The following is a 26,962-nucleotide window of genomic DNA, read 5'->3' as shown; positions in this document are numbered from 1 at the left end:
GGCGAACCGCCGGCCGCGCTCGCGCGGCCGGCGGTTCACGTCGTCGGCGAGGGCCGGCGGATCGCGCGCGAGGGGGCGGCGGTTGGTTCAGCCTCTCGCCCCGGCGGGCGACGCCCCCCGCGGGGCTGGTCCGGTGGCAGCGCGGCGCGCGCCGGCCTCCCGGCCGGCGCGCGCCTGGTGTTCCTGGTGGTCCTGGTGTTCCTGGTCCATCAGCCGCACTGTTTGCCGCGGTTGATGCAGTTCACCGCCTTGTTCATCAGGTCGTCCGGCATCACGTTGATGAAGTCGTCGTGGTCGGTGATGGGCTTGTGCAACTGCTCGGGGAAGCCGTCCACGGCGTACGGGGTGTTGGCCGGCACGTCGTAGGTGATCGTGTTCACCAGCTGGGGGATGGCCTGGAAGCCGTCGGGGCAGGAGCCGTCCTCAGCGGCGAAGGCCACGTGGTCACGGTGGTTGGCGCTGTCGGTGTTCTTGCCGTCCCAGCAGCTCTGGAAGTCGAAGGTGCGGGTGACGGAGCTGCCTTCGGGGCAGAGCGGGTACTTGTCGGTCAGCTGCCGGTCCTCGAAGCCGGTGCAGCTCCAGGAGGCGTTGGCGTTGGCGTCGCCGTTGGTGAACGCCTTGGCGTCACCGGTGATGATCCGCAGGAACTTCGGCATCGCCGTGACCTTGCTCCGCGGGTTGCCCCGGAACTCGAGCGTGGAGCTCTTGGGGGTCAGGATCGTGCCGACGTTGCCTTCCTGCCCGCCGCCGAGCTGATCGGCGTCCGCCTCGTCCGTACCGTCCTGGGCGCGCAGGACCGGCCAGTAGTAGGTCGACTTGTCGCCGTTGGCGCAGGAGGTGCCCGCCTGCTCGAAGGTCTGGTTGTCGGCGAAGGCGCTGTTGCTGTCGTTGCCCACGTAGTCGTGCATGTGGTGGGCGCCGTTGCCCACTCCGGGGGCGACGATGACATTGTCGCTGTTGCGCAGGGCCGGGTCACCGACGCCGCAGTCGGAGGTGAAGGTGCCGGTGGAGCCGTTCTTCCGGACCCGCGGCGGCTCCTGGACGTTCGGCCGCACCTGGGTAATGTCGACGAAGTCGTCCTGCGAGGGCCCGTTGCCCGCCTGGCCGCCCGCGTTGCCGGGCACCTCGTTGGCGCCCTCGCCGCCCTGCCCGCCGCCTTGCTGGTCGCCCTGCCGGCCGTCGCCCTGGTGCTGACCGCCGCGCCCGCCGCCCGGCCGGCCGAACCTGCCCTTGCCACCCGTGGTCGTGGCGACCTCCTGCCAGGTGCAGTCGGTCATCCCCCGCAGCGGGGAGTTGTCGCCGCCGATGGCCGAGCCGATGTCGTCCAGTGTCCGGGAGCGCTCGTCGTTGAGCCGGGAGAGCACCGCCTCGCTCGCACCACGCTGCCGGTTCATCCACCGGTACGCGGTGGCCACCTGGTTGTCCAGCTCGGCCAGGTTCTTGTCGACCTCGGGCCTGGCCTTGGCCGGCACATGGCTCAGCTTCTGGCCCACATCGGGGCACTGGATCGTCCCCGCCCGCGCGGACACGGTGGTGTTCCGGCCGGAGCCGCCCCTGTCGCCATGGGCCGACGCGTTCGCGGCGACGATCGCTGCCCCGCCGCCACCGAGTGCCACAGCGGCGACGACGGCGACGGTCTTGTTGGTGAACCACCCGCGTTTGTGGGTCTGTTGCCTCATGAGATCACTTCACTTAGTCGTTAGAGGGCGTCGAAGTCGACGAGCCCGGTGTCCTCGAGGACCGTGATGTGGTCGAGAACGATGGCATTGGCCCTGGTGGCCAGAGATCTGACCATGGAGTTGCGGCTTTCGGCGCGCACCTGCGCCACGAGGTTGAACACCTTGCCGTGGGCGGCGCGCAACCGGTTGGCGAACACCCGCTCGAACTCGGCGCTGCTGCCGGCGCCTGTCATCTCGCCCAGCCAGCCCTGCTGCTGCGCGTTGGGCTGAGTGGGCAGCTGGATGCCGAGCGCCCGGCCGGCCTCCTCGGACCGGCGGTCGAGTTCGGTGTGTCCCTCGATGAGATGCTCACCGGCGGTCTTCACGGCGTCCCGGTCGCTCCGCTCCTGCGCGAGGCGCCCCGCCGGGAGCTCCCATGTGCCGGCGAGCCTGACCTTGCGGACGAAGTCCCGGTCAGTGGCCGTCAGCGGTCCGTACTGCGTGCTGACCGTCCCCCCGCCGTCGTCCGTGACGCCGTTGCGCGGCAGGGCGGCGCCGCTCTCGCCGAACAGCGACACCGGGACGAGGATGGCCGCCAGGGTGACGGCGAGCGCACCGATGATGAGACCGGTGCCGATGGTACGGCTGGAGGCGATGGATCTGGTGAGGTTCGCGGATCGCACAGCGCCCTCCTTGGTTCGGAGTGACACCGGACGCTAGTGCCTTGTGTGGCCTGGCCGTGGAGACCTCATCACCAGTGAATAAAGCCGGGACAGAGATCATCGATCGCTGGTACTCTGCGCGGCCGCCGTCCGGAGGGTTGTACGGAGGGCCGTACGGTTTTTTCCGCGCCCGGTTGAGCGATGCGCCGGGCGCGTCCGTACGACAGGGAGAACCCGGTGCACGGCCGGGCCCCGAGCGGGCCGGTCGCACACCGTCCCGACGATCCGAAGGCCCCCGCCGTGGCCGCGACAGCGAGGAACACCACGCCCCCCAGCCCCGTCATCCGCCGCGCGCCGGAGCCGGATGCGGCCACTGCCGGTACTGCCGCAGTTTGCCGCCGAGGACCCGGGCATCGGGGTGGTTCAGCTCCTGGAGGATCTCCAGGGCCAGCCGCCAGTCGGCGAGGGCGGTGGCCAGGTCGCCCTGGGCCAGCCGGGTGTCCCCCTGGTGGGTCAGGGTGTCGGCCTCCAGATACCGGTCGCTGATCTCCCGGTAGATGGCGACCGCCCGGCGGTAGGAGGTGAGGGCGTGCTCATACCGGCCCATGTGGTGGTACGCGTATCCCACGCTGTCCAGCGCGGCGGCCTCGCCGGCCGAGTCGCCGATCCGCCGGTGCAGTTCGACCGCCTGCCGGCAGTGGGTCAGGGCGCGCTCGTACGCACCGCGGAGAATATGGGTCCAGCCGATCTCATTGAGCACACTGGCCTGGCCACTGAGGTGTGCCGAGGCGCGGTAGTGGTCGAGCGCGGGCCCGTAGTGGTCCAGCGCCCGCTGGTGGCGGCCGCGGGCGTTGGCCAGAAAGGCCATGGCGCGCAGGGTGCGGGCCCGGCCGTCCCCCTCGCCGAGCTTCCCGAACAGCTCCAGGGCCCGCTCCAGATGGCCGTCCGCCTCGTCGTACCGGCCCAGCCGGCCCTCGGCGAACCCCAGGGTGCGGTGGGTGTGCGCCTGGCCGAGCCGGTCGGACAGGGCGCGGGCCGCTGCCAGCGCGGTGCGCTGGATGGCGGTCTGCTCCTGCCAGTGGCCGCGCCGGTCCAGGAAGAGCTCCAGTGTCACGGCCAACTGCCAGGCGTGGCGGGGGAATTGGTGATCCCGTGCGTGCTCGACGGCCGCCAGCAGAACGGTCCGCTCGGCCGCGAGCCATGCCTCGGCGCGGTCCTGGCCGTCGAGGTGCTCGGGTGCGGCGTCGGGCCGGGGCGGGGACAGGGGCAAGGGTTCGGTCCGGTGCGGGGCGAGCAGCGTGGCGGCGGTGCGCGCGGTGTGCAGATAGTGGTCGAACATGCGGTGCCGGGCGGCCCGGCGGGTCTCGTCCGTGTCGTGGTCCTGGACGAGTTCCATGGCGTAGGCGCGCAGCAGGTCGTGGCAGGTGTAGCGGCCCGGGGCGTGCTCGGCCAGCAGATGGGCGCCGGTGAGCGCGGCCAGCAGGGCCCGGGTGGCGCGGAGCGGGCGCCCGGCCACGCTCGCGGCCGCCGCCGTGGAGACATCCGGGCCAGGATGCAGGGCCAGCAGCCGGAACAGCCGGGCGGCCTCCGGGTCCAGGGCCCGGTAGGACCAGGAGAAGACGGTCCGCGCGTCGGTGTGCGGATCGGCGCCCGCGAACGCGTCGAGGTTTCCCTGGCTTGCGAGCAGCTCCGCGGCGACGGCAGAAAGGGGAAAGGACGGGCGGGTCGCGGCGCGGGCGGCCACCACCGCCAGTGCGAGCGGCAGCCGCCCGCACAGCCGGACGATGGTCGCCACGGCCCGCGGCTCCGCGCCGACCCGGTCCGCGCCCAGCCGCCGGGCCAGCGCCTCATGGGACTCGGCGGCGGACAGCGGGCCCAGAGTAAGGGAACGGGCCCCCTCGCTCGCGATCAGACCGTGGAGTTGATTGCGGCTGGTGACGATGGTCAGACAACCGGGGGAGCCGGGCAGCAGCGGCCGGACGTGGCTGGAGTCCACCACATTGTCCAGCAGGACCAGCGTCCGCCGCCCCGCCAGCAGACTGCGGTACAGCGCGGTCTTGGCGTCCAGGTCCGTGGGCACCCGGTTCGGCGGAATCCCGAGGGCGTGCAGGAACGTCCGCAGCGCCTCGTTCGGCGACACCATCGAACCGGCCGGATCGAAGCCGCGCAGATTGGCGTAGAGCTGTCCGTCCGGAAAACGGTGGGCGATGCGGTGGGCCCAGTGCACGGCCAGCGTGGTCTTGCCGACCCCGGCCATCCCGTCGATCGCGCTGATCACCAAGGGAGCCGGTGACCCGGTCTCGGCGCCCTCGGGCAGCAGGGCGTGGATGCCGGCGAGTTCGGCCCGCCGTCCGCTGAACGCCGTGAGATCGGGCGGCAGTTGGGCGGGCCGTACGGCCGGGGCGGCCGGCGCCGCCGGACGGCTCGGCTCGGCGGGATGACTCGGCTCGGCGGGGTGGCTCGGCCCGGCCACAGGGCCCGGCGCCGCCGGATGGCTCGGCTCGGCCGGCGCGAGGGGGACCGCTGGGGCCGACCGGGACAGCAGCCGGCGGTGGGCGGCGCGCAGTTCGGGGCCGGGGGCCACGCCGAGCTGCTCCGCCAGCCCGTCCCGTGCGGCCGCGAAGACCTCCAGCGCCTCGGCCCGCCGTCCGGTGGCGGCGAGCACCCGGATCAGCTGGGCCTGAAGGGTCTCGTCCAGTGCGTGGTGGGCGGCGAACTGCTGGAGGACGGCGGGCAGCCGCTGCGGGACCTCGGAGTCCAGCGCCGTCGTGGCGGCCTCCTTGGCGACGGCCAGAAGTTCGCGGTCGACGCCGGAGAAGACCGGATGTGCCTGGATGTCGGCGGGAACCCCGGTGGCGGTCGGCCCCCGCCACAGGCCGAGTGCCTGGGTGAAGAGAGCGGCCGCCCGCTCCGGTGCCCCCGCGGCGGCGGTGCGCCGGGCCGTTTCGCTCATCTGCCGGAAGCGCAGCAGATCCAGCGTGTCCGGCTCCGTGTTCAGCCGGTAGCCGCCGGAGCTGCGCACCAGCCGGCTGCCCTCGGTCCGGGCCGGCAGACCGGGTTCCAGCAGCCGGCGCACCGACCCCACATGGCGGTGCACCACGTTCACCGCGGTGCTCGGCGGAGTCTGCCCCCAGAGCACGTCGACGATCTCGCTGAGCGCCACCGGTTGTCCCGCCCGCACCAGCAACAACGCCAGCAGCGCTCGCTGCTTGGGCGGCCCCAGCTCCAGTTCGGCGTCCGCACGCCACGCCCTGACCGGGCCTAACACCGTAAATCGCACAAGGGGGGATCGTAGTGGAGCCCGTTTCGGGCACGGCGTGCTTCCGGCCGCGGGACGGCGTCAGTCTTTCGTCACTCAATCGGCGTCGTGCCCCTTTTACTCTCGCGCCACCGACGTATCAACCCCGGGGGGACGATGAACATCCGTGTGGCGGCCACGACGACCGACGCCGACACGTCGTTACGGACGCTCTACCAACGGCACGGCTCGGCGCTGCACCGCCTGGCCGCCCGGATGCTGGGCGGGGACTGGCACCGGGCCGAGGACATCGTGCAGGAGGTGGCCATCCGCGCCTGGCAGCGTCCCACGGACATCGGCCCCATGGACGACACCGCCCGATCCCGGCTGCTCGCCGTGGTCGGCGATCTGGTGACCGACGGCCACCGGTCCCAGGCGTGGCGGCCGGTGGAGACGGCCGGTGAGGCGGACATGGCGCGGGTGACCGCACCGGACGCGGTCGATCGGACGCTCACCGCCCAGGTGGTGACGGACGCGATGGCCGATCTGACGCCCCGGCAGCGGGAGGTGCTGCTGCACCTGTACTACCTGGGCCGCAGCGTCGATCAGGCGGCCCGGGTGCTGGGGGTGCCACCCGGAACCGTCAAATCGCGGAGTTACTACGCGATCCGGGCCCTGCGAACGGCCCTGCGGGCACGTGGTGTCACCACCCGCTGAGCACCACATCGCCGGTCGTGCAGCGCGCCCACCCCGTACGCTCGGGGATGATCCACTGATCGGCGTCACCCGCCCGACCCCCAGGAGGCCCACCCCGCCATGCCCGAACTGCCCTTTCCGCTCCCCGCCGACGACCGCGCCCTCAGCCCCCACACCGGCTACACCCGCGCCCACTGGGAGGCCGTCGCCGACGGTCTGCTGCACGCCGCCCTCCGCTACGCCACCCCCGGCCACGGCCTGATCGACCTCCCCGGCCCCCCGTCGCAGTCCGGTGTGCGCTCCGACGGACTCGAAGGGTTCGCCCGCACCTTCCTCCTCGCCGCCTTACGCGCCGCCGGGTCCGCGGGCAGCGACCCGCACTCCGTCCTGGAGCGCTACACCGCCGGGATCGCCCGCGGCACCCTCACCCCCGGACGGAACGACGCCGAGTCCTGGCCGGTGATCGGCCATTTCCCCGCCCACGGCCAGCCCATGGTGGAGTCCGCGTCCGTGGCCCTGGGCCTGCGGCTCACCGCGCCGTGGACCTGGCAGGCCCTGTCGTCCGACGCCCAGGACCGCACCGAGGAATGGCTGCGCGGCGCGCTCCGCCACCAGCCCGCCCCCAACAACTGGTACCTCTTCCCCCTCACCGTCGCCGGTTTCCTGGAGTCCGTCGGCCGCGGCGACACCGAGACGGCGCGCGCCATCGAGCGGGGGCTCGACCTCCTGGAGGGCTGGTACCGGGGCCAGGGCTGGTACTCCGACGGCGACGCCCGGTCGTTCGACCACTACAACGGCTGGGCGCTGCACATGTATCCGCTGCTGCACGCCCATCTCGCCGCCGACGGCGCGCTGCTGGACCGGCTCGGCCCCCGGCTGCACACCTTCCTCGAGAGCTTCTCGCTGCTCTTCGACGCCAATGGCGCCCCCATCCACCACGGCCGCTCCCTCACCTACCGCTTCGCCGCCGGTGCCGCGGTGGGCCTCGGCGCCCTCACCGGCCACACCCCCCTCGCCCCCGGCGCCACCCGCCGTGTCCTCAGCGGCGCGCTGCGCCACTTCCTGGACCGTGGCGCGCTGACCCGGGACGGGGTGCTGAGCCTTGGCTGGTACGGGCCGCACGCGGCCACTCTCCAGCGCTACTCCGGGCCCGGCTCGCCCTACTGGGCCTCGAAGGGGTTCCTCGCCCTGCTGCTCCCGCCCGACCACCCGGTGTGGACCGCGCCCGAGGAGGCCGCGCCCGTCGAGGGGCCGGACCGGGCGCTGGCGCTGCCCGCCGCCGGATTCCTCATCCAGACCACGGGACGGGACGGGCTGGTGCGGCTGCACAACCACGGCAGCTACACCTGGGGCGCCGACAGCGCGCCCGACCCCCTCTACGCCCGGCTCGCCTACTCCACCCGCACCGGCCCCACCAGCGCGGACAACACCCCCGACAACCACATCGCCCTCGAGGTGCGCGGAGCGCGCAGCAAGCGGCCGCGCATCCAGCCGCTGGCCGCGGGCCCCGACTGGATCGCCTCCTCCCAGGTCCCGCTGTTCCCCGGCGGCGGCCCCATCCTGCCCTCGGCCCGCATCGACAGCCTCACCCTCGTCCGCGGCCGGCTCGAAGTACGCGTCCACCGCACCGTGGGCGTCCCCGCCGGAACCCGGATCCACCACAGCGGCTGGGCCGTCGCCCTGCCCCCGGGCACCCCGGCGGAGACCGAGCGGGGCCCCGAGATACGCCTGGCCGGGGAAGAGGTGACCGGCCAGCTCCTCGGACTGCACGGCTGGCAGACCGCCGGCGCGGTCCGGGCGCCGCAGGGCACCGCGTACGGGCCGTGGGCCCTCGTGCCCGAGCTCACCGGCACCGTCGGCGAGGAGCCGGCCGGCCCCGAGGACCCCGCCGGCACCCTCTTCGTGGCACTGGCCTCGCTCACCGGGGAACGCGACCCCGCCCCCCTCGCCGGTCTCGCCACCGCCGAGGTGAAGGGGCTCACGGTCACCGTACGGCTGCCGGACGGCGCGGACGTCGTGGTGGACTTCGGCTCGGGCGACGCGCCCACCGTCACGGAGTCGGACGAGAAGCCGTGACCACATGCGGAAGGGGGCGGGCCCATGGGCCCATCCCCTTCCGCATGCGCGGTTCGCCGCCGCCGTGCCGGTATGCCCCGGACACCCGGTGTCCGGGGCACATACGGACCGTCAGCCGTGCACGGGCAGCCGCGCCCCGCACACGGTGGCCTGCGCCCGCGCGGCCAGGACGCGCCGGTCGTCGGCTGAGTGCACCGGCCGCAGCGGCCGGTGCACGGCCACCCGCACCGTGAGCCCGTCGGCGCGGATCACCCGGCGCAGCGAGGTGCCGAAGTCGTCCTCGCCGACGAAGGCGGCCACCGTGGTCGGGACACCGTGCTGGACGTAGTCCAGCGTCACCGGACGCACCGGCGCGCCCGCGTCCAGCGCGGCCTGGAAGGTGGCCCGCCGGAAGCTGCCGCCCGTCCCCGCACACCAGGTGATCCCCTGCGGGAAGGCCATCACCGACCGGCCCGCGCGCAGCAGCGCCGCCATCTCCCGTACGGTACGGGGGAGTTCGCGCAGCGATCCGCGGTCGATGTAGAGCGTTCCCGCACGGGTGGCCAGCGGACCGACCAGCGGCCAGCCCGCGATCTCCCGTTTGGCCAGCATGACCACCGGCTCGACCGCGAGCAGCGCGACGATGTCCAGCCAGGAGATGTGGTTCGCCACGACGAGCGTGCCGGTGCCGCCGGGGGCGCTGAGCGTGGTGCCGCCCGCCACCTCCAGCCGGATGCCGAGGGAGTCCAGGACCGCCGCCGCACGGATGCGCAGCGTCTCGGGCTCGGCGATCCGCCGGCCGCACAGCAGCGCGCCCAGCACCGACCGGCCGAAGACCGCGGCCCGCCGGGCGACGCGGGTGGCGGGGACGCGCCGGGCGGCGTGGGTGACACAGCCGGTGGTGCACGGTGACCAGGCCGCCCAGGCGTGCGCGGGCAGATGCGTCCCGAGTGGCACGGTCACCGTGACGCGCCCAGGAAATAGCGTCGGTAGCGGTCGTTCATCCGCTCGGTGTCCAGCAGCACGAAGAAGTCGGCGTCGTTGAAGGCCCGGTCGTGCTGCGGGGAGCCGCACATCCAGGCGCCGATCCGCAGATAGCCGCGGAGCAGCGGCGGCAGCTCGGCGTAGCCGGCCTCGGTGTCCAGCGGCCGCGAGGGAACCCACGGGTCGTGCGGGTGGACCCGCAACTCGGGCGGGGCGGCGTGCTTGGTGGTACCGAGCAGCCAGGCGCCCGCGGCGGCCCGCTCGCCCTCGGCCAGCGGGACCGAGGCGCAGCCCGCGAGATAGCGGTGGCCGGACAGCAGGACGTAGCGGGCCAGCCCGGCCCACATGAGGTTGATGACGGCGCCCGAGCGGTGGTCGGCGTGCACACAGGCGCGGCCCGCCTCGACCATGGACGAGCGGACCTCGGCCGGAAGCCCGCGCAGATCGAACTCGGTGTCCGAGTAGAGCCGTTCGCTGCGCCCCGGGGGGAGCAGCCGATAGGTGCCGACCACGGTGTCCGTCGCCGTGTCCGTGACGATCAGGTGGTCCATGACCTCGTCGAACTCGTCCACGTCGCGGCCGTCGACCGCCGTGTCCAGCGTGCCTCCCCGCTCCTCACCGAACACCTGGTAGCGCAGTCGCTGCGCGGCGTGGACCTGCTCCTGGGTGTGGGCGATCGAGGTGACGTACGAGCTGGTGGGCGGCGTTGCGGTGGACGTCGTCAGCACGGGTATTCCGGACATTCCTGTTCTCCGTTCGAGGGACGTCAGGAGCGGTGGGGACTGGGGAACAGCGGAAAAACGCGGGGAGGAACGCAGGAAGAAACGCCTCACTCGCCGATGCGGTACGCGGAGGCGGCGCGTACCGCCGGCGTTCACCAGTCTTGCCGTGGCGACGTACGTCACAGTGTCCGCGTGGTGATTCGGCGACTGCCAGCCGATGACGAACACATGCCGCGGGTCGGCCCGTGGTTACGGAGCGGTAGCACCCCTGTTGTCATTGCCGTTGCCGCTGTCGTCGTCGGCGGCGGTCCGGAGCGGGAAGTCCAGTGAGCGGGCCGCGGCGGCGGGGGTGGGCTGGGACCAGTAGTCGCTGACGGCCTGGGCCGAGGACAGGGAACGGGTTTCGGCCAGGTCCAGATAGAGGACGCCGTCGAGGTGGTCGGTCTCGTGCTGGACGATCCGCGCGGGCCAGCCGGTGAACTCCTCGTCCAGTTCCCGTCCGCTCACGTCCTGCCCGCGCAGCCGGATCCGGTCCGGGCGGCTGACCACGGCCTGCCAGCCCGGGATGCTCAGACACCCCTCGAAGAACGCTGCCCGTCCGTCGCCGACCGCTTCGTACACGGGGTTGACCAGCACCCGGTACGGCTGCGGCACCCGGCCGCGCGCCTCCCGCACCTCGGCCGTCACCTCCGCCGGGTCCTCGATCACCGCGAGCCGCAGCGGCACACCGATCTGCGGGGCGGCGAGCCCCACGCCGGGCGCGGAGTGCATCGCCTCCCGCATCGCCGCCAGCAGCCGGTCCAGCTGGTCCGCTGGCAGCTGGCCCTCGTACGGCAGGGCCGGTTGGCGCAGCACGGGGACGCCCGCGGGGATGATCGGCAGCGGGCGGGTCCCGGAGAGCAGTTCGTCGACGAGCTCGGACAGGTCGGTGATCGGCATGGGGACAGCCTGGCAAGACGATCACGCCACGGCAACGCGCCGCGTGCGGCGGGGCGGCGGGGTGGCGGTTCCCTCCCGCCACCGCTCGTCCGTTATGCCGTTTTCGTTCGACGTGTGCGGGTACCCGCTCGACCCTCGGCAGCGGAGACCGGTCCGCGAAGCCACCCGCACACCCATCCGTGGCGGGCCCGGGAGGAGAACGGATGAGCACCCACGACGAACTGCCGCTCGCCGACTACGACCATCTGCCGCTCAGCGCGCTCCAGCACCGCATCCGCGGCCTCGGTGCGGAGCAGCTGGGGCAACTGCTGGAGTACGAGCGCTCCCACGCCGACCGCCTTCCGGTCGTCGAGGTGCTCACGGCGCGCCTGCGCCAGCTGGAGAGCGGCGCCACCCCCTCGCCGGGCGAGCCGGGTGCCGAGCCGCTCCCCGAACGGCCCTCGCCGCCGCGCGGCGGTTCGCCGGTGACGCCGCAGACGGCGGCCGAGCCGAGCCCCCCGCCGCGCCACGGCCACCCCGACCACCCGGGGCAGACGGAGTGAGGGGCACGACGCCCGGGACCAGGGGCGGGGCGAGGCTGCGGGGTGGCGCGGTGCCTGCTCCTCGCGGCGGGCTGATGACTCCTGCCGAGGGTGTCGCGGGGTGCTTCCTTCCGTTCGCGCCGTGGCGCGGGGTGCTTACTTACGTCTGCTCCCGCCGTGGCGCGGGGTGCTTACGTCTGCTCGCGCCGCGTGCCCTGTTCGGCCCCCGCCTCCGGCAGCAGCTCCCGGATGTCGCTCGGCAGCACGCCGTAGAGCTTCTCCATCAGCTCCGGGTCCACGGCCGAGTCCAGCACCTCGAAGAAGGCGGCCGCCTCGCGCAGCGCCTCCTCCTCGGTGTGCTCGGTGCGCCAGGCGATCCGGCCGGCGAAACCGGTGAGGTCGAACCGCTCGCCGTGCTCCCGCCGGTATTCCCGCTCCTCAGGGGTGCCCTCCTGGGAGGCGGCGATCCGGCGCAGGGGCTCGCCCGCCTCCTGCGGCAGCTGTGCGGCCATATGGTTCGCCAGCCCGCCCGGGATGCGCTCGGCGAGGGTTTCGAGCGTCGCCCGTACCGTCCGTTCGGCCGACTGACGGTCGGGGAGCTGGGCGCGGGCCTGGACCAGGCCCGTCAGTTCTTCGTAGCGCATGGTCGGCGCTCCTCGTGGTCGGGTGCCCGGCTGCTGTGCCGAGTGCCCCCTGCCGTTGTCTCAAACCTCCGTCGCCGCCGGGTGCGCGGTCACGCCTCGTCCTCCCGGGCGGCCAGCAGCGGCCCCAGGACGCGGGTGCCGGGTCCGGTGCGCCCGCCGGGGCCCGGGAGCTGGGTGGTGTTGCCCACCGTCAGCGGCTCGCCGCAGTGGGCGCACACGGACACCGGCGTGGTGTCGAGGCCGCAGCCGAGGTGACGGATCCGGGCCGGCGGGCCGGCCGGGCCGGCGTACCAGCGGTCGCCCCACTCCATCAGGGCGAGCAGCACCGGATAGAGCTCCTCGCCCTTGAGCGTGGCGCGGTAGTGCTCACGCGGCGGCCGCTCCTGGTACCGCTCCCGGACCAGCACCCCCTCCTCGACCAGCCGGGACAGCCGGGCGGCCAGGACTTTGCGCGAAATGCCCAGGTCATGGGCGAGGTCGTCGAAGCGGGTGACCCCGGTGAGCACATCTCGCATGATCAGCGCCGTCCAGGCGTCGCCGAACAGATCGGTGGCGCGGGCGATCGAACAGGCCACGTCGGCGAGCGGAGTACGGGTCATGACACGAGCCTACCCGAGTTCCCTGAGGGAACTCATGATGTTAGGTTTCTTCGGGGAACCCGTCCGGTCCGTCCGGGCGGCGACCCCGGGTACCGGTGAATCCGCACACCCGTGTCGCACACGCGTGAGGGAGAAGACGATGGCCGCCGCCCCGCACATCGAACTGGACTCACGGTCGCCCGAGGCCGTCGACGGCCGTCAGATCAGGGCCGTCTCCTTCCAGGACACCCGCCTGGAATACGTCCGCACCACCGTCGAGCGCGTGGGCCTGTCCGCGTCCGGCAGCCGTGCCCTGGCCGTGGGCAGCGGCCGCGGGCTGCTGGCCCGCGGGCTGGCCGGTCTCGGCTTCGGCGTCGTCGCCGTCGACCCCTCCGCCACCGCCACCGAGATGGCGCGCGAGGCGGGCGAGGGCGGGCGCCCGGGGATCGAGTACCGCACCGCGCCCGCCGAGGAACTCGGCCTCGCCGACGGCGCGTTCGACCTCGCCTACTACGCCGACACCTTCGAGATCACCCCGGAGCTGGACCGGGTGCTGGCGGAGGCCGCCCGGGTGCTGCGGCCCGGCGGTGTGCTGATCTACGACACCGTCAACCGCACCCTGCTCTCCCGGCTGATCTACCTCGGCGCCTTCCAGCGCCTCCCGATGACCCGGATCATGCCGGCCGGCCGCTACACGGCGGCGCGGCTGCGCACCCCCGCCGAGCTGACCGCCGCCCTGGACCGGCACGGCCTGCGCAACGAGGACATCTGCGACTTCAAGCCCAAGGACCCGCGCAGCCTGGTCAAGGCCACCATGGCGCGCCGCCGGGGGCGGATCAGCGATGAGCAGATCCCGCCGATCGTCGACTTCGTCCTCGCCCCGGACGCCCGGCCGCTGGTCACCTACCTCGGATACGCCCGCAAGGGCTGACCGGCGGACCCGGCCCGCCGACGTGTGGCGTGTGGGCGCGTGGGCGCACACTGGGCGCTGTGACGCGTAAGCGCAGTGCCGGAATCCTGCTGTACCGGGGTACGGGCCCGGCCGACCCGGCCGTTGAGGTTCTGCTCGCCCATATGGGCGGCCCGTTCTGGGCCGCGAAGGACGAGGGCGCCTGGACGGTGCCCAAGGGGGAGTACGACGGGGACGAGACCCCGGAGGCCGCCGCGCGCCGGGAGTTCGAGGAGGAACTCGGCACGCCGCCGCCCGACGGTGGGCTGATGCCGCTCGGTTCCGTGACCCAGACCGGGGGCAAGTACGTCACCGTCTGGGCGCTGAAGGGCGATCTCGATCCGGAGGGGATCACTCCCGGCACGTTCGCCATGGAGTGGCCGAGGGGTTCCGGCCGGATGCGGGAGTTCCCCGAGGTCGACCGGGTCGCCTGGTTCGGTCCGGAGGAGGCCCGCCGGAAGATCGTGGCGAAGCAGCGGATCTTCCTGGACCGGCTCGAAGAGCTGGTCCAGGGGCCGGAGGGGGCGGGCCCCGCGCTCGGGTGACCGGGGGCGCGACCCGGACGACCAGGTCATTCCGGTTCACGGCACTCACCGGCCGCCGGGCGCGGCTACCGTGAAGAGAGTGAGGGCCGTGCGGAATGCCGCGCCGAGCGCGGTGAGGCCGACGGAGGCACCGTGGGTATGGAGAGCGCGAGGAGTACGGAGTACCCGCCCCGGCTGCGGCTGGACGAACTGCTGGAAGAGCTACAGGGGCGCATCGACGGTGTGCGCGGCACGCAGGACCGGGTGCACAGCCTGCTGGAGGCGGTTCTTTCGGTGGGCCGGGAGCTGGATCTGTCGCATGTGCTGCGGAGGATCGTCGAGGCCGCCGTGGTGCTGGTGGACGCCGAACACGGGGCGCTGGGCGTGATCGGCGACGATCAGCGGCTGGCCGGGTCCGTACCGGCGGGCGTGGTCGAGGAGCGGACCGAGCCGACCGGGCGGCTGCCGTCCGGCCACGGCGTCCTGGGGGAGCTGATCCGCCACCCGCAGCCGCTGCCACATCCGCTGCCGCCGGACGGGAACTCGGAGCATCCGGCCTGCCACGGCCTTCCGCCGAACCGCCCGCCGGCGCGCTCCTCCTTGGAGGTGCCCATCCGGGTGCGGGACGAGGTCTTCGGCCATCTCCACCTCACCGGGAAGCGGGACGGTGAGGAGTTCGACGGCGAGGACGAGACGGTGCTCTCCACCCTGGCCGTGGCCGCCGGAGTGGCCATCGAGAACGCCCGGCTGTACGAGGAGACCCGCCACCGCCAGCGCTGGCTGGAGGCGAACGCCGAGGTCACCCGCAGTCTGCTGTCCGGAGTGGACGAGACCACGGTCCTGGAGCTGATCGTCGAGCACGCCCGCCGGATCCTCTCCGCCGATCTGGGCGTGCTGATGCTGCCGGTGGCCGGCTCGGACGAGCTCCAGGTCGCGCTGGCGGCGGGGACCGAGGCCGAGGCCCACCGCGGTCTGGTGCTGCCCCGCGAGGGCACCTTCGGTGGGGCGGCCTTCACCGCCTCCGAGCCGGTCACCAGCACCGATGTCCAGAACGATCCGCGGATCACCGCCGGTCCGCAGCGCTGGGAGGGGCTCGGCCCGGCCGTCGCGGTACCGATGCGGACGAGCGACGGAGTGGGCGGGGTGCTCTCGCTGGCCCGTACGGCGGACAGCCCCGCCTTCACCCAGATCGAGACCGACACCCTGCTGGGCTTCGCCGGCCAGGCGGCGATCGCGATGAAACTGGCCGAACGGCGGCGTGACGCCGAGCAGCTCGCCCTGCTCGAGGACCGCGACCGGATCGCCCGCGATCTGCACGACCTGGCCATCCAGCGGCTGTTCGCCGCCGGGATGACGCTCCAGTCCACCCTGCGCTTCGTCCAGCACCCGGAGGGCTCCGAACGGCTGCTGCGGGTGGTGGACGACCTGGACGACACCATCAAGATCATCCGCTCGACCATCTTCGGACTGCGCTCGCACGAGGCGGGCCCCGCCGTCCAGGGGCTGCGGGTCCGTACGGCCAAGACCATCGAGGAGGCCGTGCCCGCGCTCGGCTTCACCCCCTCGCTGCGCACCGAGGGACTGGTCGACACCGATGTGCCGCACTCGGTCGCGGACGACATGGTGGCCGTCCTCGCCGAGGCGCTGTCCAACGTCGCACGCCACGCACGGGCCGGTGCCGCCGAGATATCGCTGGTCGTGGCGTCCGGTCGGCTGACCCTCACGGTCACGGACGACGGGGTGGGCATCCCCGGGGGCGGCCGGCGCAGCGGACTGCGGAACCTGGCCGAGCGCGCCGAGAAGCTGGGCGGCGAGCTGAAGCTGGGCGAGCCCCCCAACGGTGGCACCCGCCTGGTGTGGGCCGTCCCGCTCCCGGAGTGACAGGGCCCGCCGAGCGGTAGGACACGCCCGCCGCGGCGAGCCCCCACCGCGGGGGCGGCCGCGGCCGCCCCCGCCCCGCTCCTCCTCGCCACCCCGGCTTCCCGCCGCTCCTGCCGTACTGTCCGCTCCCGGCCGACTCCGGCTGACACTGGCGCTCCCGGCTGCCTGAGGGCGGCGTTCCCGTGCCGACCCTGGTGCTCCGGCGGTTCGGGGGCGTTTTCGGCCGCGTGGGCCGTACGGGCCGCATCCGGCCGCGTTGGGCCGACTCGGCAGGCTTCGGCGGCACCCGGCCAACCCTGGCGCTTCCGGTTGCCCGAGGGTGCTCCGTGCCTGGTCGTGTCGGTGTCCGTCGCTCAGCCGACCCGGTCGTCGGCCCGCGCCGGAGTCTCTCCCTCGAGTACATCGGCCGCCCCCGTACGAGGGGTGGCTGCTCCGGACGGTCCGTAACCCAGCCGGATCAGCATCTGCACATGGCCCGGTGTCCGGTGGCCGTCGCTCAGCGACCACCGCAGGTCGGACCACTCCAGCGCCTGGTGCAGCAGGGATGCCCGGACCGTGTGCGAGGTGGCCAGCAGCAGCACGTGTTCCAGCGCCTGTCCGGCCCGCAGCCAGTCGGTGCGCCGGTCCTGGTCGGTGGTCAGCACCGCGATGGTCGGGCGGCTCTCGAAGACCGCGGCGGGCGGACGGCCGTCCTGGTGGCTGTCCCGGTGGCCGTCCGGTCCCGCGCCCGGATAGCCGAGGTAGTCGCGCATCGGCAGCCGTCCGGTGGCGTCCCGTGGGCCGAGGGCGGCCGGGGGGATTCCGTACGGTCCGGTGTCGCGGACCCAGTCGCGGCTCTCGGCGAGCCGGCGCGGGTCCTCGTGGGCGCGCCGCTCCGCCTCCACGGTCAGCCGCAACAGCCGCGCGGTCTCCTCGGGGTCCGCCACCCGGAGCGTGGTGCCGCCTGCCCGCGCCGCCTCCGCCAGCTCGCCCAGCACCCGTGGCGGCAGCCGGCGTCCGGAGAAGGGGGAGCGGCTGCTGTGCCGCCGCCAGATGACGTCGTACAGCTCCTGGTGCGGGTCGTCGTGGCGTCCGGCCCCGTCACGAGGAGAGGCGGCCAGGCGCACCGTGGCCAGCAGATCGGGCTGCGAGCGGCACGGCAGCAGCCGGACCACCGGGTCCCAGCCGAAGTGGGCCACGGCGACCCGCAGATTGAACACGGCGGCCCCGGCGGAGACGCTCAGACCCCGCCCCATGGGGTCGGTGAACCGCAGCCCCCGCTCCGGGGCGGCCCGGACCTCCAGGGTGACGGTGTCGGGGTTCAGCCGGTAGCGCCACGGCTGGGTGTTGTGCATCGACGGAGCGGCCACGGCCGCGGAGATGAGCTTCTCCAGGATCGCCGCGTCGAGCGCTGCGGGCTGCATGGGGTCCCCTCCTCGCGGGTGGGCCGTTGGCGGTACGGTCGAACGGGTTGAACAGGTCGTACGGTTGAACAGGTCGTACGGGTTGAACAGATCGTGCGGGTCGAACAGCTCGTACGGGTCGTACGGTCCCGGGCCGGGTCATCCGGGATGGTCGTCGGCCGGGTGCGGGGCCGAGTGGGTCGCCAGCACCGCCGCCTGGATACGGCGCTCCACGCCGAGCTTGGCCAGCAGCCGGGAGATGTGGTTCTTGACCGTCTTCTCGGACAGGAAGAGCCGCTTGCCGATCTCCCGGTTGGTGAGCCCGTCACCGATCAGCACCAGGATCTCCCGCTCGCGCGGTGACAGTCCGGCCAGCACCTCGTCCCTGGGCTCCGGCGGGGTGGCGTCACCGCGCAGGGTGCTCATCAGCCGGGCGGTGGTGGCCGGGTCCAGCATCGACTGGCCGGAGGCCACCGTGCGCACCGCCGAAACCAGGTCCGACCCCTTGATCTGCTTGAGCACATAACCCGCCGCCCCGGCCATGATCGCGTCCAGCAGCGCATCGTCGTCGTCGAACGAGGTCAGCATCAGACAGGCCAGACGGGGCATGCGGGAGCGCAGTTCACGGCAGACCGTGACGCCGTCCCCGTCCGGCAGCCGGACGTCCAGGATGGCCACGTCGGGGCGCAGCGCCGGGCCCCGGGCCAGTGCGTGGTCGACGGTTCCGGCGTCGCCGACCACCTCGATGTCCGGTTCGGCGTCCAGCAGATCGTGCAGTCCGCGCCGGACGACCTCATGGTCGTCCAGTACGAACACCCTGATGGGTGTCGCCGGTGCCGCCCGTGTTCCTCGTGTCCCTCGTGTCTCGGTCATGGCTCTCGCACTGTTCGTCCGCCGTCCGCCCGGCCCCCGGTGGGAATCGTGGCGCAGCAGGTCAGGGCGGTACCAGGGCCGAACGGGCCCCCAAGAGGGCTGCCCGGCCCTCGTCCCGCCCTCCTCGCTCGTGCGACGGTCGCGGCATGGGCACGGAAGTGCGGGGGCGGCGCATGTGGCGGTGGCGGCGCAATCCGCTCAGACGCCGCTCGGACGTGATCGAGGCGTGGGTCGTGCTCGTGACCGGCCTGGTGATGGCGGTCGGCGGCCCGGCGGCCGGGGTGGCCGCGGGCACCGCCGTGGACGCGTCACTGCGGCAGGAGCGGGCGGACCGGCACCGGGTGCCCGCGGTGCTGAAGGAGGACGCGCCCGCCGCCCAGCCCGCCGCCGACGGGTCCACCACCGGCCAGGTGCGCGCGGTCGTCCGCTGGACCGGCCCGGACGGCGCCGTCCACACCGGCGCGGCGAAGGTCCACGAGGGGAGCAGGGCGGGCACGGCCGCCGAGGTGTGGACCGACGGACGGGGCCGGCTGGTCCAGCAGCCGCCCACCCCCGAGCAGATCGCGACCCGCGCGGTGCTCGCCGGGACATCGGCCGCGGCGGGCGTGGGCGCGGTGTCGCTGGCCGGGCGCGGCATGGTGCGCTGGCGGCTGGACCGCGCCCGCGCACAGGAGTGGGGACGCGCCTGGGCCGAGGTCGGCCCACGCTGGAGCCGCCACATGGGGTGACCCGTCGGCGTGCGGGACACCACGCATGGGGGTCCGGCCCGGTTGTGGGTGGGCGCTCACGCCGACGCTTCTCTTCCCGATCAAGGAATTGATCATGGCCGATCGCCTTGAGCACGCGCATGCTGGCCGGTGCGCGCGGTGCGGCACTATCACGCCGAATCAGGATCCGACCCTCGCCGAGGCCGGGGTCCCGCCGGCGCGTGTGCGGGAGCTGCTACAGACGAGGCGGAGTTCGCCGCGGCAGTCGCAGACATCGACCAGCGGCTACGGGCGGAGATCTGGGAGCGGCAGCGGCACCGCGCGCGGATCGCCCGCCTCGCCGCCGGGGACCGGTCGAGAGCCTGGCCCAGGAGCCCTGGGCACCTGGGCGCCCCCAGTCGGGGGCGGGCTCGCGGAGATCGGCAGACCTTAGTCCCGCCGGGTCGCCGGGGGCGCGGCCGTGAGCTGGTTGTCGAAGTCCACCACGCCCTCGATCGCCCGGATGAGGCGGGCCGCCGCCGGGATGAGGACGGCTTCCCTGACCCGTCCGGTGAGCGTGACCACGCCCTCGTTCACGCTCACCCGGACGGTTTCCCCCGTGGCCGGGAAGAGGTGGGCCACCACCTCGTGGCGCACCTCCTCCTCGATGTCCTCGTCCGGCCGCAGAAACACCTTCAGCAGGTCGGCGCGGCTGACGATGCCCTCGAGACGGCCTTCCTCGTCCACCACCGGGAGCCGCTTGACCCGCTGATGGGTCATGATCCGTGCGGCCTCGGCGAGGGTCGCGCCCGCGTGCACGGTGACGGCGGGGGCCGTCATCAGCTCGTCGGCCGTCACCGCGCCCGCCTTGGCGACGCCCGGGAGATCGCGCAGCCGCTCCACCCGGGACGGGTCGCTGTCGCGGAACTCCTCCTTGGGCAGCAGATCGGCCTCGGAGACCACGCCGATGACCCGGCCCTCGCCCTCCAGCACCGGCAGGGCGCTCACCCGCCACTGCTCCAGCGTTCTGACGATCTCCTTGAACGGCGCTTCGCGGCCGACGGCGACGACGGTATGGGTCATCACATCGCTCACGATGTGCGCACTCCGGGGCACGGCATCCTCCTTGGTCACGCTGCCTGTTGTCCGCCGGCCTCGCCGCCGGCCGCCGACCGGTGCTCGATGCGGTGCTCGATGCGGTGCTCGAGCCGGTGCCGCACCTGTCCCGCGAGCCGGGCCAGCCGGGCGGAGGTGGCCGGCCGGGGCGGGACCGGGTGGCGGATCCGCCGGGCCTGCGGCGGCAGCCCCGCGAGGTCGGCGTCGAACCGCCGCCGCGCGCGGTCGAGGGTGTCGGGCGCTCCGGTCCGCCGGCCCTCCCGCATCACGGTCTCCAGCAGCGGCGCCCCGCCGTGGGGCGGGAGTTCGTCCCGCTCGCCGATCACATCGGCGTAGCCGGGGCGGCGCCACACCTGTTTGGTACCGGGGGCCGTGGCCTTGGCCGAGGACAGTTTCATCACCGGTTCCGCGTCGTAGACGACCAGCTTGTACGCGGTGTCGAGGTAGGCGGCGTCGGCCGACACCCCGACCCGGGTGCCCACGGCGAAGACGTCGATCGGCGCCTGTGAGTCGATCAGCTCCGCCACGGCGTATTCGTCGAGCCCGCCGCTCGCCACGATCCGCACCTCGGGCAGCCCCGCCGCGTCGAGGATCTCCCGCGCCCGTACCGCCTGCTCGCCCAGGTCGCCGCTGTCCAGGCGGATCGCGCTGCCGGGACCGGGAGCCAGCTCGCGCAGCACCCGCGCGGCGGTGGCCACTCCGGTCGCCGTGTCGTAGGTGTCCACCAGGAAGGTGACCGGGCCGGGATGGGTCCGGGCGAACGCGCGGAACGCGGTCTCCTCGTCCGGGAACGCCTCGATGTACGAATGCGCCATCGTCCCGGTGGCGGCGATCCCGTAGGCGTGGGCCGCCGCGACATTGCTGGTCGCCGTGAACCCGGCCATCGCGCCCAGCCGCGCCGACTGCATCCCGGCCCCGGGGCCGTGGGTGCGGCGCAGAGAGAAGTCCACCACCGGGCGCCCGCGCGCCGCGAGCACACACCGGGCGGCCTTGGAGGCGATCGTGGTCTGATGGCTCAGCTGCCCCAACAGATACGTCTCGACCAGCTGGGCCTGCGGCAGCGGCGCGGTCAGCTCCAGCAGCGGCTCCCCGGCGAGCACGATCCGCCCCTCGGGCACCGCGCGCACCTCGCCGTCGAAACCGAGCCCCAGCAAGGGTTCCAGGTCCTCGTACGGACGGTGCATCGCCTCGGCGAACGCCGCCACGTCCTCCGGTTCCACGCGGAAGCCGGACAGGTACTCCAGCGCGGGCTCCAGGCCCGCGGCGACCAGGAAGCCCCGCTCGGGCGGCAGTCGGCGGGCGTAGAGGTCGAAGGTGGCCGGGGCGGTCATGCCCTCGCGCAGATACGACAGGGCCATCGTGACCTCGTAGAGGTCGGTGGTCATCGCCTCCGACATGGCCGCTCTCGCCTCCCTGCGAACATCGGCTCCCCTTGGACGTCGGCTCCCTTCGGGCTTGGGACATCAGCTTCCTTCGGGCCTTGGGACATCAGCTCCCTTCGGACGTCAGCCGCACGGCACGACCGCCACCGGGCACGGGGCGTGGTGCACCGCCGCGTGGATCACCGAGCCCAGATACGGGACGGGGCCCGGCTCCCTCTCCTCGCGGCCCAGCACCAGCAGTCCCGAGCCCCGTGCGGCGTGCACCACACCGGGCGGCGGACGCTCCGGGACCAGCACCTCCGCCACCGGAACCCCCGGGTACTTCTCCCGCCAGGGGCGCAGCGCCGCGTCGAGCGCGTCCGTCGGCCCCCTTGCCGCGTCCGCCGGTCCTGATTCCTCGGCCGCCGCCGCGTCGGCGCCCGTGTGCACGTCGCCCGCGTGCACGGCGCGCAGCACACCGCCGCGCCGCGCCGCCGCGTCGAAGGCGAAGCGCAGCGCCGCCTCGTCCGGCCGCCGCAGGGACACCCCGACGGTCACATCGGCGGTCAGCGGGCTGTCGTCGGCGTGCACCATGACCACCGGCCGTTCCCCGTACGCCAGGAGGTGACGGCCGGTCGAACCGAGGAGGAAGCCGCCGGGGATGCCGCGCCCGCGCGATCCGAGCACCAGCATCTCCGCGTCCCGGGCCGCGGCCAGCAGCGCCGGCACGGTCTCCCGCGGCACCAGCTCGGCCGTGACCCGCAGCCCCGGATGGGCGTCGCGCAACTCGCCCACCAGGTCGGTCAGCAGGCGCTGCGCCCAGTAGTTGCGGTCCTCCTCGGGGGAGAAGGCCGGGGCCGCGGGCGACAGCAGGCTCCAGGCGTGCACCAGACGCAGCCGCAGATCGCGCAGCAGCGCCTCGCGCGCCGCCCAGTGCGCGGCCCGCGGGCTCTCGGGGAAACCGTCGACGCCGACGGTGATGGGCGTTCCCATGCGCATCGCCTCCGCGCTCACCGCTCCCGCGCCACCAGCGGACGGGCCGCCTCACCCAGCGCGATCTTGATCGCGCCGGTGTCGGTCGCGCGGGCGAAGACGTCGTACGCCTCCTCCATCTGGTCCAGCTCCAGGAGATGGGTGATCAGCATGGCGGCGGGCAGCCGCCCGGCGGCCAGCTGGGAGAGCAGGGTGGCGGTGGAGTAGGTGTCGACCAGCCCGGTAGTGATCGTCACGTTCTGGGACCACAGCTTTTCGAGGTGGAGCGTCGCGGGCCGGGAGTGCACCCCGACGTTGGCGATCCTGCCGCCCGGCCGCACCATACGGGTGCAGCTCTCGAAGCTCCGTGGACTCCCCACGGCCTCGATCACCACATCGGCCCCGAGCCCCTCGGTGAGGTCGTCCACCAGCCGCTCCGGGCCCTCGGCGGAATCCGCCACCGCGTCGGCGCCGATCCGCTTGGCGGCGTCCAGCCGGGCCGGGACCGGATCGACGGCGATGATCCGGCCGGGGGAGAAGAACTGCGCGGTGGCGATCGAGGCCAGCCCGACCGGCCCGGCGCCCACCACCACGACCGTATCGCCCGGCTCCACCCGGCCGTTGAGGACGCCCACCTCGTAGGCGGTGGGGAAGACATCCGACAGCAGCACGGCGTCAGGGCGCTCGGCCGCGCCCGTCAGCGGATGCGTGGACAGATCGGCGAACGGCACCCGGACGTACTCGGCCTGCGTGCCGTCGACCGTACGCCCCAGGACCCAGCCCCCGCCGCCATGGCACTGCCCGTAGGCGCGCTCCCGGCAGAAGCGGCAGTGGCCGCAGGCCGACACGCACGAGATGAGCACCCGCTCGCCGGGGCGGATCCCGCGGACGTCGGCGCCGGTCTCGACCACCTCGCCGACCCCCTCGTGGCCGAGCACCCTGCCGGGGCTCACCTCCGGCAGTTCGCCGCGGAGGATGTGCAGATCGGTGCCGCAGACGGTCACGGTGCCGATCCGTACGATCGCGTCGGTGGGGGCCTGGAGTTCGGGGTCGGGCACTTCCTGCCAGGCGCACTGCCCCGGCCCGTGGAAGACGAGTGCTTTCATGGCCGTTTCCTCCGGTTGCCTTCGCTGTACGTCGCCGTTCGCCGTCGCTGCTTCCCGCCGTTCGTCCGCCGCCGCCCGCCCCGAGGTGTCATCGCTGGGGCACCACCGCCACCGGGCAGGCGGCGTGGTGTGCCACCGCCTGGGTGACCGGCCCCAGCCGGGGGCCGAACCCCACATGGCGCGGACCGCGGCCCACGACCATCAACGCCGTCCCCGCCGCCGCGCCCACCAGCCGCCGGGCCGGGCTGTCCGAGGCGATCTCCTCGAAGATCCGCACCTCGGGGAACGTATTCCGCCACGGCGCCAGCACCTCGTTCAGCGCGTGCTCCGCCTCCTTGCGCGCATCGTTCAGCCCCACGTCCACCACCCAGGGGGCGTCGCCCCGGATGGCGGGGACCCGGCTGGCGTACACGGCCCGCAGCACACCGCCGCGCCGGGCGGCGGCGTCGAAGGCGAACTCCAGGATGTCCTCGCCCGGCTCGCCCGGCTCCACCCCGACCACCACATCGCCGTCCCGCGCCTCGTGCCCGTCCGACCGCACCAGGACCACGGGGGTCACCGCACGAGCGGCGAGCTCCAGGCCGACGGAGCCGAGGAAGAAGCCGGCGACCGCGCCGATCGAGCGGGACCCCACCACCAGCAGCTGGGCCCGCTCCGCCTCGGCCAGCAGAACGGGCGCGGGCCAGCCGGGGATCTGGTCGGTGAGGATCGCCAGCTCCGGGTGGTCGGCGTCCAGCTCGGCGCGCGCCGAACGCAGGGCGCGCTCGGCCCAGTAGTGCCAGGCCGCCTCCCGGCCCGGGGTCAGCTCCATCTGGTCGGGCCCCGGCCAGGCGTTCACCAGCCGCAGCGGCGCCCCGCGCGAACGGGCTTCGCGGGCCGCCCAGCCGGCGGCGGCCATACTCTCGGGGGAACCGTCCAGTCCGACGGTGACGGGACGCGCCATCGCTGCCTCCTTCTTCCCGGCACGGGCCACTCGGCGGCTCGGCGGCCCGGTTCGCCTCCGGGGGAGTTCCAGCCCGCCGTGCGCCGCCGGTCGGACGTGCCCGCCACGCACGCGGCGGCGCTGCCACACCGGCCACGGCCCTCGTCGGCCCGCGCGCTCCCCTCGGCGACGGCGGCGCGCCGCCCTTCGGCTCGCCCCCGGCCACCGCCGGGAAGTGCCCACCCGGGGACGCCGGGGGCGCCCGCTTCTCGCGGGCCCTGATTGCGCGGTGCGCGGCACTCGGACGTCCGCTTCTCCGCGTCTGCCGGATGCCCCCGGTGCCACTTCCAGCGGACCATGACCGGGCCCTGCCCGACAGGGCCGACCGGTCCCGCGGCAGCCCCCGGGGCCAGGTCATCCGGCCCTTTCCGAAACCCGGAGCCCGCCGCCGGACACCGTCCCGGTCTGGTCGGCTTGGGCCCGGAGCGCGCTGCCGGACGGTTCCGGTCTCGCCGTCCCCGGCCCGGAGCCCGCCGCCGGGCACCGTCCCGGTCTGGTCGGCTTGGGCCCGGAGCGCGCTGCCGGACGGTTCCGGTCTCGCCGTCCCCGGCCCGGAGCCCGCCGCCGGGCACCGCTCCGGCCTGGTCGGTCTGGGTCCGGAGCGTGCCACCGGGCCATCGCCCCGGTCTCGTCGCCCCGGGACCGGGCGCGTGCCACCGGGCCGTCGCCCCGGCCTCGCCGCCTCCGGCCAGGGCGCGTGCCACCGGGCACCGCGCGGCAAGCGTCGTCGCCCCGCCCGGGAGCGTAGCGTGCCACCGGACACCGCCGGCGAGCCTCGTCGCCCCGCCAGCCCCGCCCCCAGCCTCGGCCTCGTCACCCGCGCCCCGCCCCCCAGCTCGCCCTGGCCTCGTCGCCCGCGCCCCCGCCCCCGCCTACGCGACCGGCACCAGCAGTACCGGGCAGTGCGCGTGGTGCAGTACCGCGTGGGTGACCGGGTCGAGGCGCATGCCGAGGCGGGCCGTTCGCCGTCGTACGGCGAGCACCAGGACGTCCGCCGCCCGTGACGCCTCCACCAGCGCCTGCGCGGGGGTGCCGTGGGCGGTGTGTTCCCGCACCCGTACCTGGCCGAACTCCTCGCGCAGGGCGGCCACCACGCCCTGGGGCACCGTCTGCTCCGGCTCGGCTCCCGGCGCCGCCACCCCCGGTACGGGCAGGGTGTGATCGCCCGCGGCGACGCTGCCCGCGCGGACCCGCGGCCGCGACCAGGCGTAGAGCACTCGCAGCCGGGCCCGGCGCCGGACCGCCTCCTCGAAGGCGAACCGGGCCGCCGCCCCGTCCGTGCCGCTCTCCAGCCCGACCAGCACCTTGCCGTGGCCCTCGGGCCCGTACGCCGCCGGTGCCCCGCCGCGCACCACCAGCAGTGGGCGCCGGGTGTGGGCGGCCAGCCGCAGTCCGACCGAGCCGAGCAGCAGTCCGGTGAAGCCGCCCAGCCCCCGGGTGCCGATGACGATCAGCGCCGCGTCCGCGCCGATCCGCAGCAGTTCGGGCACCGCGTCCCGCGCGGTCAACGTGGGGACGATCCGCAGCCCCGGCTCCCGCTCCCGGGCCCGCGCCTCGGCCAGCCGCAGCACGGTCCTGGCGATCTCCACCGGGGGCCGCCGCGGTTCGCTCTCCGGGTCGAACGCGAGCGGGTCGGTACGGGCCCACGGCCAGGCGTGCACGATCTCCAGCACGGCGCCACGGCTCCGCGCCTCGGTGACCGCGCGGTCCAGCGCGGCCCAAGCGCTGTCGGAGCCGTCCAGGCCGATCACCACCCGCCCGTACCGCACCCGCCCGTTCCGCACCGGCCCGGCCGGATCGGTCATCGCCGTGCGCCTCCCCGGTCGGCGGAGTCGTCGATCCGGTAGGTGAGCCGGTCGACGACGGCCACCACGCCGTCCACCTGTCCGGCCATCCGGACCGCGATGGGGATCTCGCTGTGCCGGTCGAGCTGTCCCTCCAGCCGGACGACCCCGTCGGTCACGGTGACCGCGACCGACTGCGGGCCGAGCCACAGCGAGCGGACCAGCACCTCGTCGATCACCTCGGCGCGGATCTCGTCGTCCGGGCGGAGGAAGACGCGCAGCAGGTCCCGGCGGGTGACGATGCCGATGAGCCGGTTCTCCTCGTCCACCACGGGAAGCCGCTCGACGCGATGGCGGTCCATCGCGCGGGCCGCGTCCACGATGCTGTCCTGGGGCCGCACGGTGATCGCGGGCCGGGACATCAGCTGCCCGGCCGTCGGGGCGGGAGCGCTGAGATCGGTCCCGGTGATCACGCCGACCACCTTGTCGTCCTCGTCCACCACCGGCAGTCCGTTGATGCGGTGCCGCGAGAGCAGCGCGTCGACCTCGTCGAACGAGGTCCCGGAGCTCACCCGGACCACATCGTCGGTCATCACGTTGCCGATTTTGCGGTGCTTCATCCCTGCCTCCCCGATCCGGTCCCAGCTTC

General features: G+C 74.0%; 24 protein-coding genes. 7 read left to right on the top strand and 17 right to left on the bottom strand.

The annotated features are described in order from the left end of the window. Window positions 1-209 precede the first annotated feature (209 nt). From N6H00_RS04680 to N6H00_RS04670, 3 genes are all read right to left on the bottom strand, one after another. A complete protein-coding gene (locus N6H00_RS04680; RefSeq protein WP_268970267.1) occupies window positions 210-1,679 on the bottom strand; it encodes a DUF1996 domain-containing protein in 1,470 nt (489 codons plus the stop codon). A 20-nt stretch (window positions 1,680-1,699) separates the two neighbouring features. Further along, on the bottom strand, window positions 1,700-2,341 hold the full coding sequence (locus tag N6H00_RS04675; RefSeq protein WP_268970266.1) for a DUF4142 domain-containing protein: 642 nt from the start codon (window positions 2,339-2,341) through the stop codon (window positions 1,700-1,702). A gap of 319 nt (window positions 2,342-2,660) precedes the next feature. After that, window positions 2,661-5,600 (bottom strand): AfsR/SARP family transcriptional regulator, encoded by a 2,940-nt coding sequence (locus tag N6H00_RS04670; RefSeq protein ID WP_268970265.1) that lies wholly within the window; start codon window positions 5,598-5,600, stop codon window positions 2,661-2,663. 135 nt (window positions 5,601-5,735) lie between these two features. On the opposite strand from N6H00_RS04670, the gene N6H00_RS04665 reads away from it, so the two are divergent. Together N6H00_RS04665 and N6H00_RS04660 are read left to right on the top strand one after the other, a co-directional pair. Beyond that, window positions 5,736-6,275: a sigma-70 family RNA polymerase sigma factor gene (locus tag N6H00_RS04665; protein WP_268970264.1), complete on the top strand. Its 540-nt coding sequence runs from the start codon at window positions 5,736-5,738 to the stop codon at window positions 6,273-6,275. Between the two features lie 99 nt (window positions 6,276-6,374). Next, window positions 6,375-8,330 carry a DUF2264 domain-containing protein gene (locus N6H00_RS04660; protein ID WP_268970263.1) on the top strand — a complete coding sequence of 652 codons (1,956 nt, stop codon included), beginning with the start codon at window positions 6,375-6,377 and terminating at the stop codon, window positions 8,328-8,330. 111 nt (window positions 8,331-8,441) lie between these two features. Here the strand turns inward: N6H00_RS04660 and N6H00_RS04655 are convergent, their stop codons facing one another. From N6H00_RS04655 to N6H00_RS04645, 3 genes are all read right to left on the bottom strand, one after another. Continuing rightward, the gene (locus tag N6H00_RS04655; RefSeq protein WP_268970262.1) at window positions 8,442-9,272 is read right to left on the bottom strand and encodes a lysophospholipid acyltransferase family protein; all 831 of its coding nucleotides are present in this window, start codon (window positions 9,270-9,272) and stop codon (window positions 8,442-8,444) included. Beyond that, on the bottom strand, window positions 9,269-10,036 hold the full coding sequence (locus N6H00_RS04650) for a GNAT family N-acetyltransferase (RefSeq protein ID WP_443072898.1): 768 nt from the start codon (window positions 10,034-10,036) through the stop codon (window positions 9,269-9,271). Before N6H00_RS04650 ends, N6H00_RS04655 begins: the two co-directional genes overlap by 4 nt. Window positions 10,037-10,264: 228 nt before the next feature. Further along, complete coding sequence (locus N6H00_RS04645) at window positions 10,265-10,954, bottom strand: peptide deformylase (RefSeq protein WP_268970261.1); 690 nt, start codon at window positions 10,952-10,954, stop codon at window positions 10,265-10,267. A 203-nt stretch (window positions 10,955-11,157) separates the two neighbouring features. Here N6H00_RS04645 and N6H00_RS04640 point away from each other — a divergent pair, with 203 nt between their 5' ends. Next, window positions 11,158-11,496 carry a hypothetical protein gene (locus N6H00_RS04640; protein WP_268970260.1) on the top strand — a complete coding sequence of 113 codons (339 nt, stop codon included), beginning with the start codon at window positions 11,158-11,160 and terminating at the stop codon, window positions 11,494-11,496. 170 nt (window positions 11,497-11,666) lie between these two features. Here N6H00_RS04640 and N6H00_RS04635 read toward each other — a convergent pair whose 3' ends face one another. Together N6H00_RS04635 and N6H00_RS04630 are read right to left on the bottom strand one after the other, a co-directional pair. After that, the gene (locus N6H00_RS04635) at window positions 11,667-12,119 is read right to left on the bottom strand and encodes a DUF2267 domain-containing protein (protein ID WP_268970259.1); all 453 of its coding nucleotides are present in this window, start codon (window positions 12,117-12,119) and stop codon (window positions 11,667-11,669) included. A gap of 89 nt (window positions 12,120-12,208) precedes the next feature. Continuing rightward, the gene (locus N6H00_RS04630; protein WP_268970258.1) at window positions 12,209-12,718 is read right to left on the bottom strand and encodes a winged helix-turn-helix transcriptional regulator; all 510 of its coding nucleotides are present in this window, start codon (window positions 12,716-12,718) and stop codon (window positions 12,209-12,211) included. 139 nt (window positions 12,719-12,857) lie between these two features. On the opposite strand from N6H00_RS04630, the gene N6H00_RS04625 reads away from it, so the two are divergent. From N6H00_RS04625 to N6H00_RS04615, 3 genes are all read left to right on the top strand, one after another. Next, the gene (locus tag N6H00_RS04625; protein ID WP_268970257.1) at window positions 12,858-13,628 is read left to right on the top strand and encodes a methyltransferase domain-containing protein; all 771 of its coding nucleotides are present in this window, start codon (window positions 12,858-12,860) and stop codon (window positions 13,626-13,628) included. Window positions 13,629-13,687: 59 nt separating this feature from the next. Next, entirely contained in the window at window positions 13,688-14,191 is a 504-nt protein-coding gene (locus tag N6H00_RS04620; protein WP_268970256.1) for an NUDIX domain-containing protein, read from the top strand. 138 nt (window positions 14,192-14,329) lie between these two features. Beyond that, a complete protein-coding gene (locus N6H00_RS04615) occupies window positions 14,330-16,051 on the top strand; it encodes a GAF domain-containing sensor histidine kinase (protein ID WP_268970255.1) in 1,722 nt (573 codons plus the stop codon). A gap of 353 nt (window positions 16,052-16,404) precedes the next feature. Here N6H00_RS04615 and N6H00_RS04610 read toward each other — a convergent pair whose 3' ends face one another. Next, a complete protein-coding gene (locus N6H00_RS04610) occupies window positions 16,405-17,454 on the bottom strand; it encodes an Acg family FMN-binding oxidoreductase (protein WP_268970254.1) in 1,050 nt (349 codons plus the stop codon). 138 nt (window positions 17,455-17,592) lie between these two features. Continuing rightward, the gene (locus N6H00_RS04605; protein WP_268970253.1) at window positions 17,593-18,306 is read right to left on the bottom strand and encodes a response regulator; all 714 of its coding nucleotides are present in this window, start codon (window positions 18,304-18,306) and stop codon (window positions 17,593-17,595) included. Between the two features lie 146 nt (window positions 18,307-18,452). Here N6H00_RS04605 and N6H00_RS04600 point away from each other — a divergent pair, with 146 nt between their 5' ends. Next, window positions 18,453-19,034, top strand: coding sequence for an Rv1733c family protein (locus N6H00_RS04600; RefSeq protein ID WP_268970252.1), 582 nt, complete (start codon window positions 18,453-18,455; stop codon window positions 19,032-19,034). Window positions 19,035-19,442: 408 nt separating this feature from the next. Here N6H00_RS04600 and N6H00_RS04595 read toward each other — a convergent pair whose 3' ends face one another. From N6H00_RS04595 to N6H00_RS04565, 7 genes are all read right to left on the bottom strand, one after another. Next, window positions 19,443-20,108 (bottom strand): CBS domain-containing protein, encoded by a 666-nt coding sequence (locus N6H00_RS04595; protein ID WP_268970251.1) that lies wholly within the window; start codon window positions 20,106-20,108, stop codon window positions 19,443-19,445. A 14-nt stretch (window positions 20,109-20,122) separates the two neighbouring features. Further along, window positions 20,123-21,505 carry a nicotinate phosphoribosyltransferase gene (locus N6H00_RS04590; RefSeq protein WP_268970250.1) on the bottom strand — a complete coding sequence of 461 codons (1,383 nt, stop codon included), beginning with the start codon at window positions 21,503-21,505 and terminating at the stop codon, window positions 20,123-20,125. A gap of 108 nt (window positions 21,506-21,613) precedes the next feature. Next, window positions 21,614-22,462 carry a universal stress protein gene (locus tag N6H00_RS04585; protein ID WP_268970249.1) on the bottom strand — a complete coding sequence of 283 codons (849 nt, stop codon included), beginning with the start codon at window positions 22,460-22,462 and terminating at the stop codon, window positions 21,614-21,616. A gap of 17 nt (window positions 22,463-22,479) precedes the next feature. Beyond that, the gene (locus N6H00_RS04580) at window positions 22,480-23,547 is read right to left on the bottom strand and encodes an alcohol dehydrogenase catalytic domain-containing protein (protein ID WP_268970248.1); all 1,068 of its coding nucleotides are present in this window, start codon (window positions 23,545-23,547) and stop codon (window positions 22,480-22,482) included. A gap of 88 nt (window positions 23,548-23,635) precedes the next feature. Then, window positions 23,636-24,490 (bottom strand): universal stress protein, encoded by an 855-nt coding sequence (locus N6H00_RS04575; RefSeq protein ID WP_268970247.1) that lies wholly within the window; start codon window positions 24,488-24,490, stop codon window positions 23,636-23,638. Window positions 24,491-25,401: 911 nt separating this feature from the next. Beyond that, on the bottom strand, window positions 25,402-26,334 hold the full coding sequence (locus N6H00_RS04570) for a universal stress protein (protein WP_268970246.1): 933 nt from the start codon (window positions 26,332-26,334) through the stop codon (window positions 25,402-25,404). After that, complete coding sequence (locus N6H00_RS04565) at window positions 26,331-26,933, bottom strand: CBS domain-containing protein (protein WP_268970245.1); 603 nt, start codon at window positions 26,931-26,933, stop codon at window positions 26,331-26,333. Before N6H00_RS04565 ends, N6H00_RS04570 begins: the two co-directional genes overlap by 4 nt. Window positions 26,934-26,962: the final 29 nt, after the last annotated feature.

The organism is Streptomyces sp. S465, from assembly GCF_026898115.1.
Lineage (GTDB): Bacteria > Actinomycetota > Actinomycetes > Streptomycetales > Streptomycetaceae > Streptomyces > Streptomyces luomodiensis.
The sequence above is the reverse complement of the archived record's forward strand: the minus strand, read 5'-3'. Positions and strand labels throughout refer to the sequence as shown.

Excerpts from the sequence above, each read along its gene's own strand:
- N6H00_RS04680 (WP_268970267.1), bottom strand. The coding sequence starts at position 1,679 with ATGAGGCAACAGACCCACAAACGCGGGTGGTTCACCAACAAGACCGTC.
- N6H00_RS04665 (WP_268970264.1), top strand. The coding sequence starts at position 5,736 with ATGAACATCCGTGTGGCGGCCACGACGACCGACGCCGACACGTCGTTA.
- N6H00_RS04660 (WP_268970263.1), top strand. The coding sequence starts at position 6,375 with ATGCCCGAACTGCCCTTTCCGCTCCCCGCCGACGACCGCGCCCTCAGC.
- N6H00_RS04650 (WP_443072898.1), bottom strand. The coding sequence starts at position 10,036 with ATGTCCGGAATACCCGTGCTGACGACGTCCACCGCAACGCCGCCCACC.
- N6H00_RS04645 (WP_268970261.1), bottom strand. The coding sequence starts at position 10,954 with ATGCCGATCACCGACCTGTCCGAGCTCGTCGACGAACTGCTCTCCGGG.
- N6H00_RS04640 (WP_268970260.1), top strand. The coding sequence starts at position 11,158 with ATGAGCACCCACGACGAACTGCCGCTCGCCGACTACGACCATCTGCCG.
- N6H00_RS04635 (WP_268970259.1), bottom strand. The coding sequence starts at position 12,119 with ATGCGCTACGAAGAACTGACGGGCCTGGTCCAGGCCCGCGCCCAGCTC.
- N6H00_RS04630 (WP_268970258.1), bottom strand. The coding sequence starts at position 12,718 with ATGACCCGTACTCCGCTCGCCGACGTGGCCTGTTCGATCGCCCGCGCC.
- N6H00_RS04625 (WP_268970257.1), top strand. The coding sequence starts at position 12,858 with ATGGCCGCCGCCCCGCACATCGAACTGGACTCACGGTCGCCCGAGGCC.
- N6H00_RS04615 (WP_268970255.1), top strand. The coding sequence starts at position 14,330 with ATGGAGAGCGCGAGGAGTACGGAGTACCCGCCCCGGCTGCGGCTGGAC.
- N6H00_RS04610 (WP_268970254.1), bottom strand. The coding sequence starts at position 17,454 with ATGCAGCCCGCAGCGCTCGACGCGGCGATCCTGGAGAAGCTCATCTCC.
- N6H00_RS04605 (WP_268970253.1), bottom strand. The coding sequence starts at position 18,306 with ATGACCGAGACACGAGGGACACGAGGAACACGGGCGGCACCGGCGACA.
- N6H00_RS04600 (WP_268970252.1), top strand. The coding sequence starts at position 18,453 with ATGGGCACGGAAGTGCGGGGGCGGCGCATGTGGCGGTGGCGGCGCAAT.
- N6H00_RS04590 (WP_268970250.1), bottom strand. The coding sequence starts at position 21,505 with ATGTCGGAGGCGATGACCACCGACCTCTACGAGGTCACGATGGCCCTG.
- N6H00_RS04585 (WP_268970249.1), bottom strand. The coding sequence starts at position 22,462 with ATGGGAACGCCCATCACCGTCGGCGTCGACGGTTTCCCCGAGAGCCCG.
- N6H00_RS04580 (WP_268970248.1), bottom strand. The coding sequence starts at position 23,547 with ATGAAAGCACTCGTCTTCCACGGGCCGGGGCAGTGCGCCTGGCAGGAA.
- N6H00_RS04575 (WP_268970247.1), bottom strand. The coding sequence starts at position 24,490 with ATGGCGCGTCCCGTCACCGTCGGACTGGACGGTTCCCCCGAGAGTATG.
- N6H00_RS04570 (WP_268970246.1), bottom strand. The coding sequence starts at position 26,334 with ATGACCGATCCGGCCGGGCCGGTGCGGAACGGGCGGGTGCGGTACGGG.
- N6H00_RS04565 (WP_268970245.1), bottom strand. The coding sequence starts at position 26,933 with ATGAAGCACCGCAAAATCGGCAACGTGATGACCGACGATGTGGTCCGG.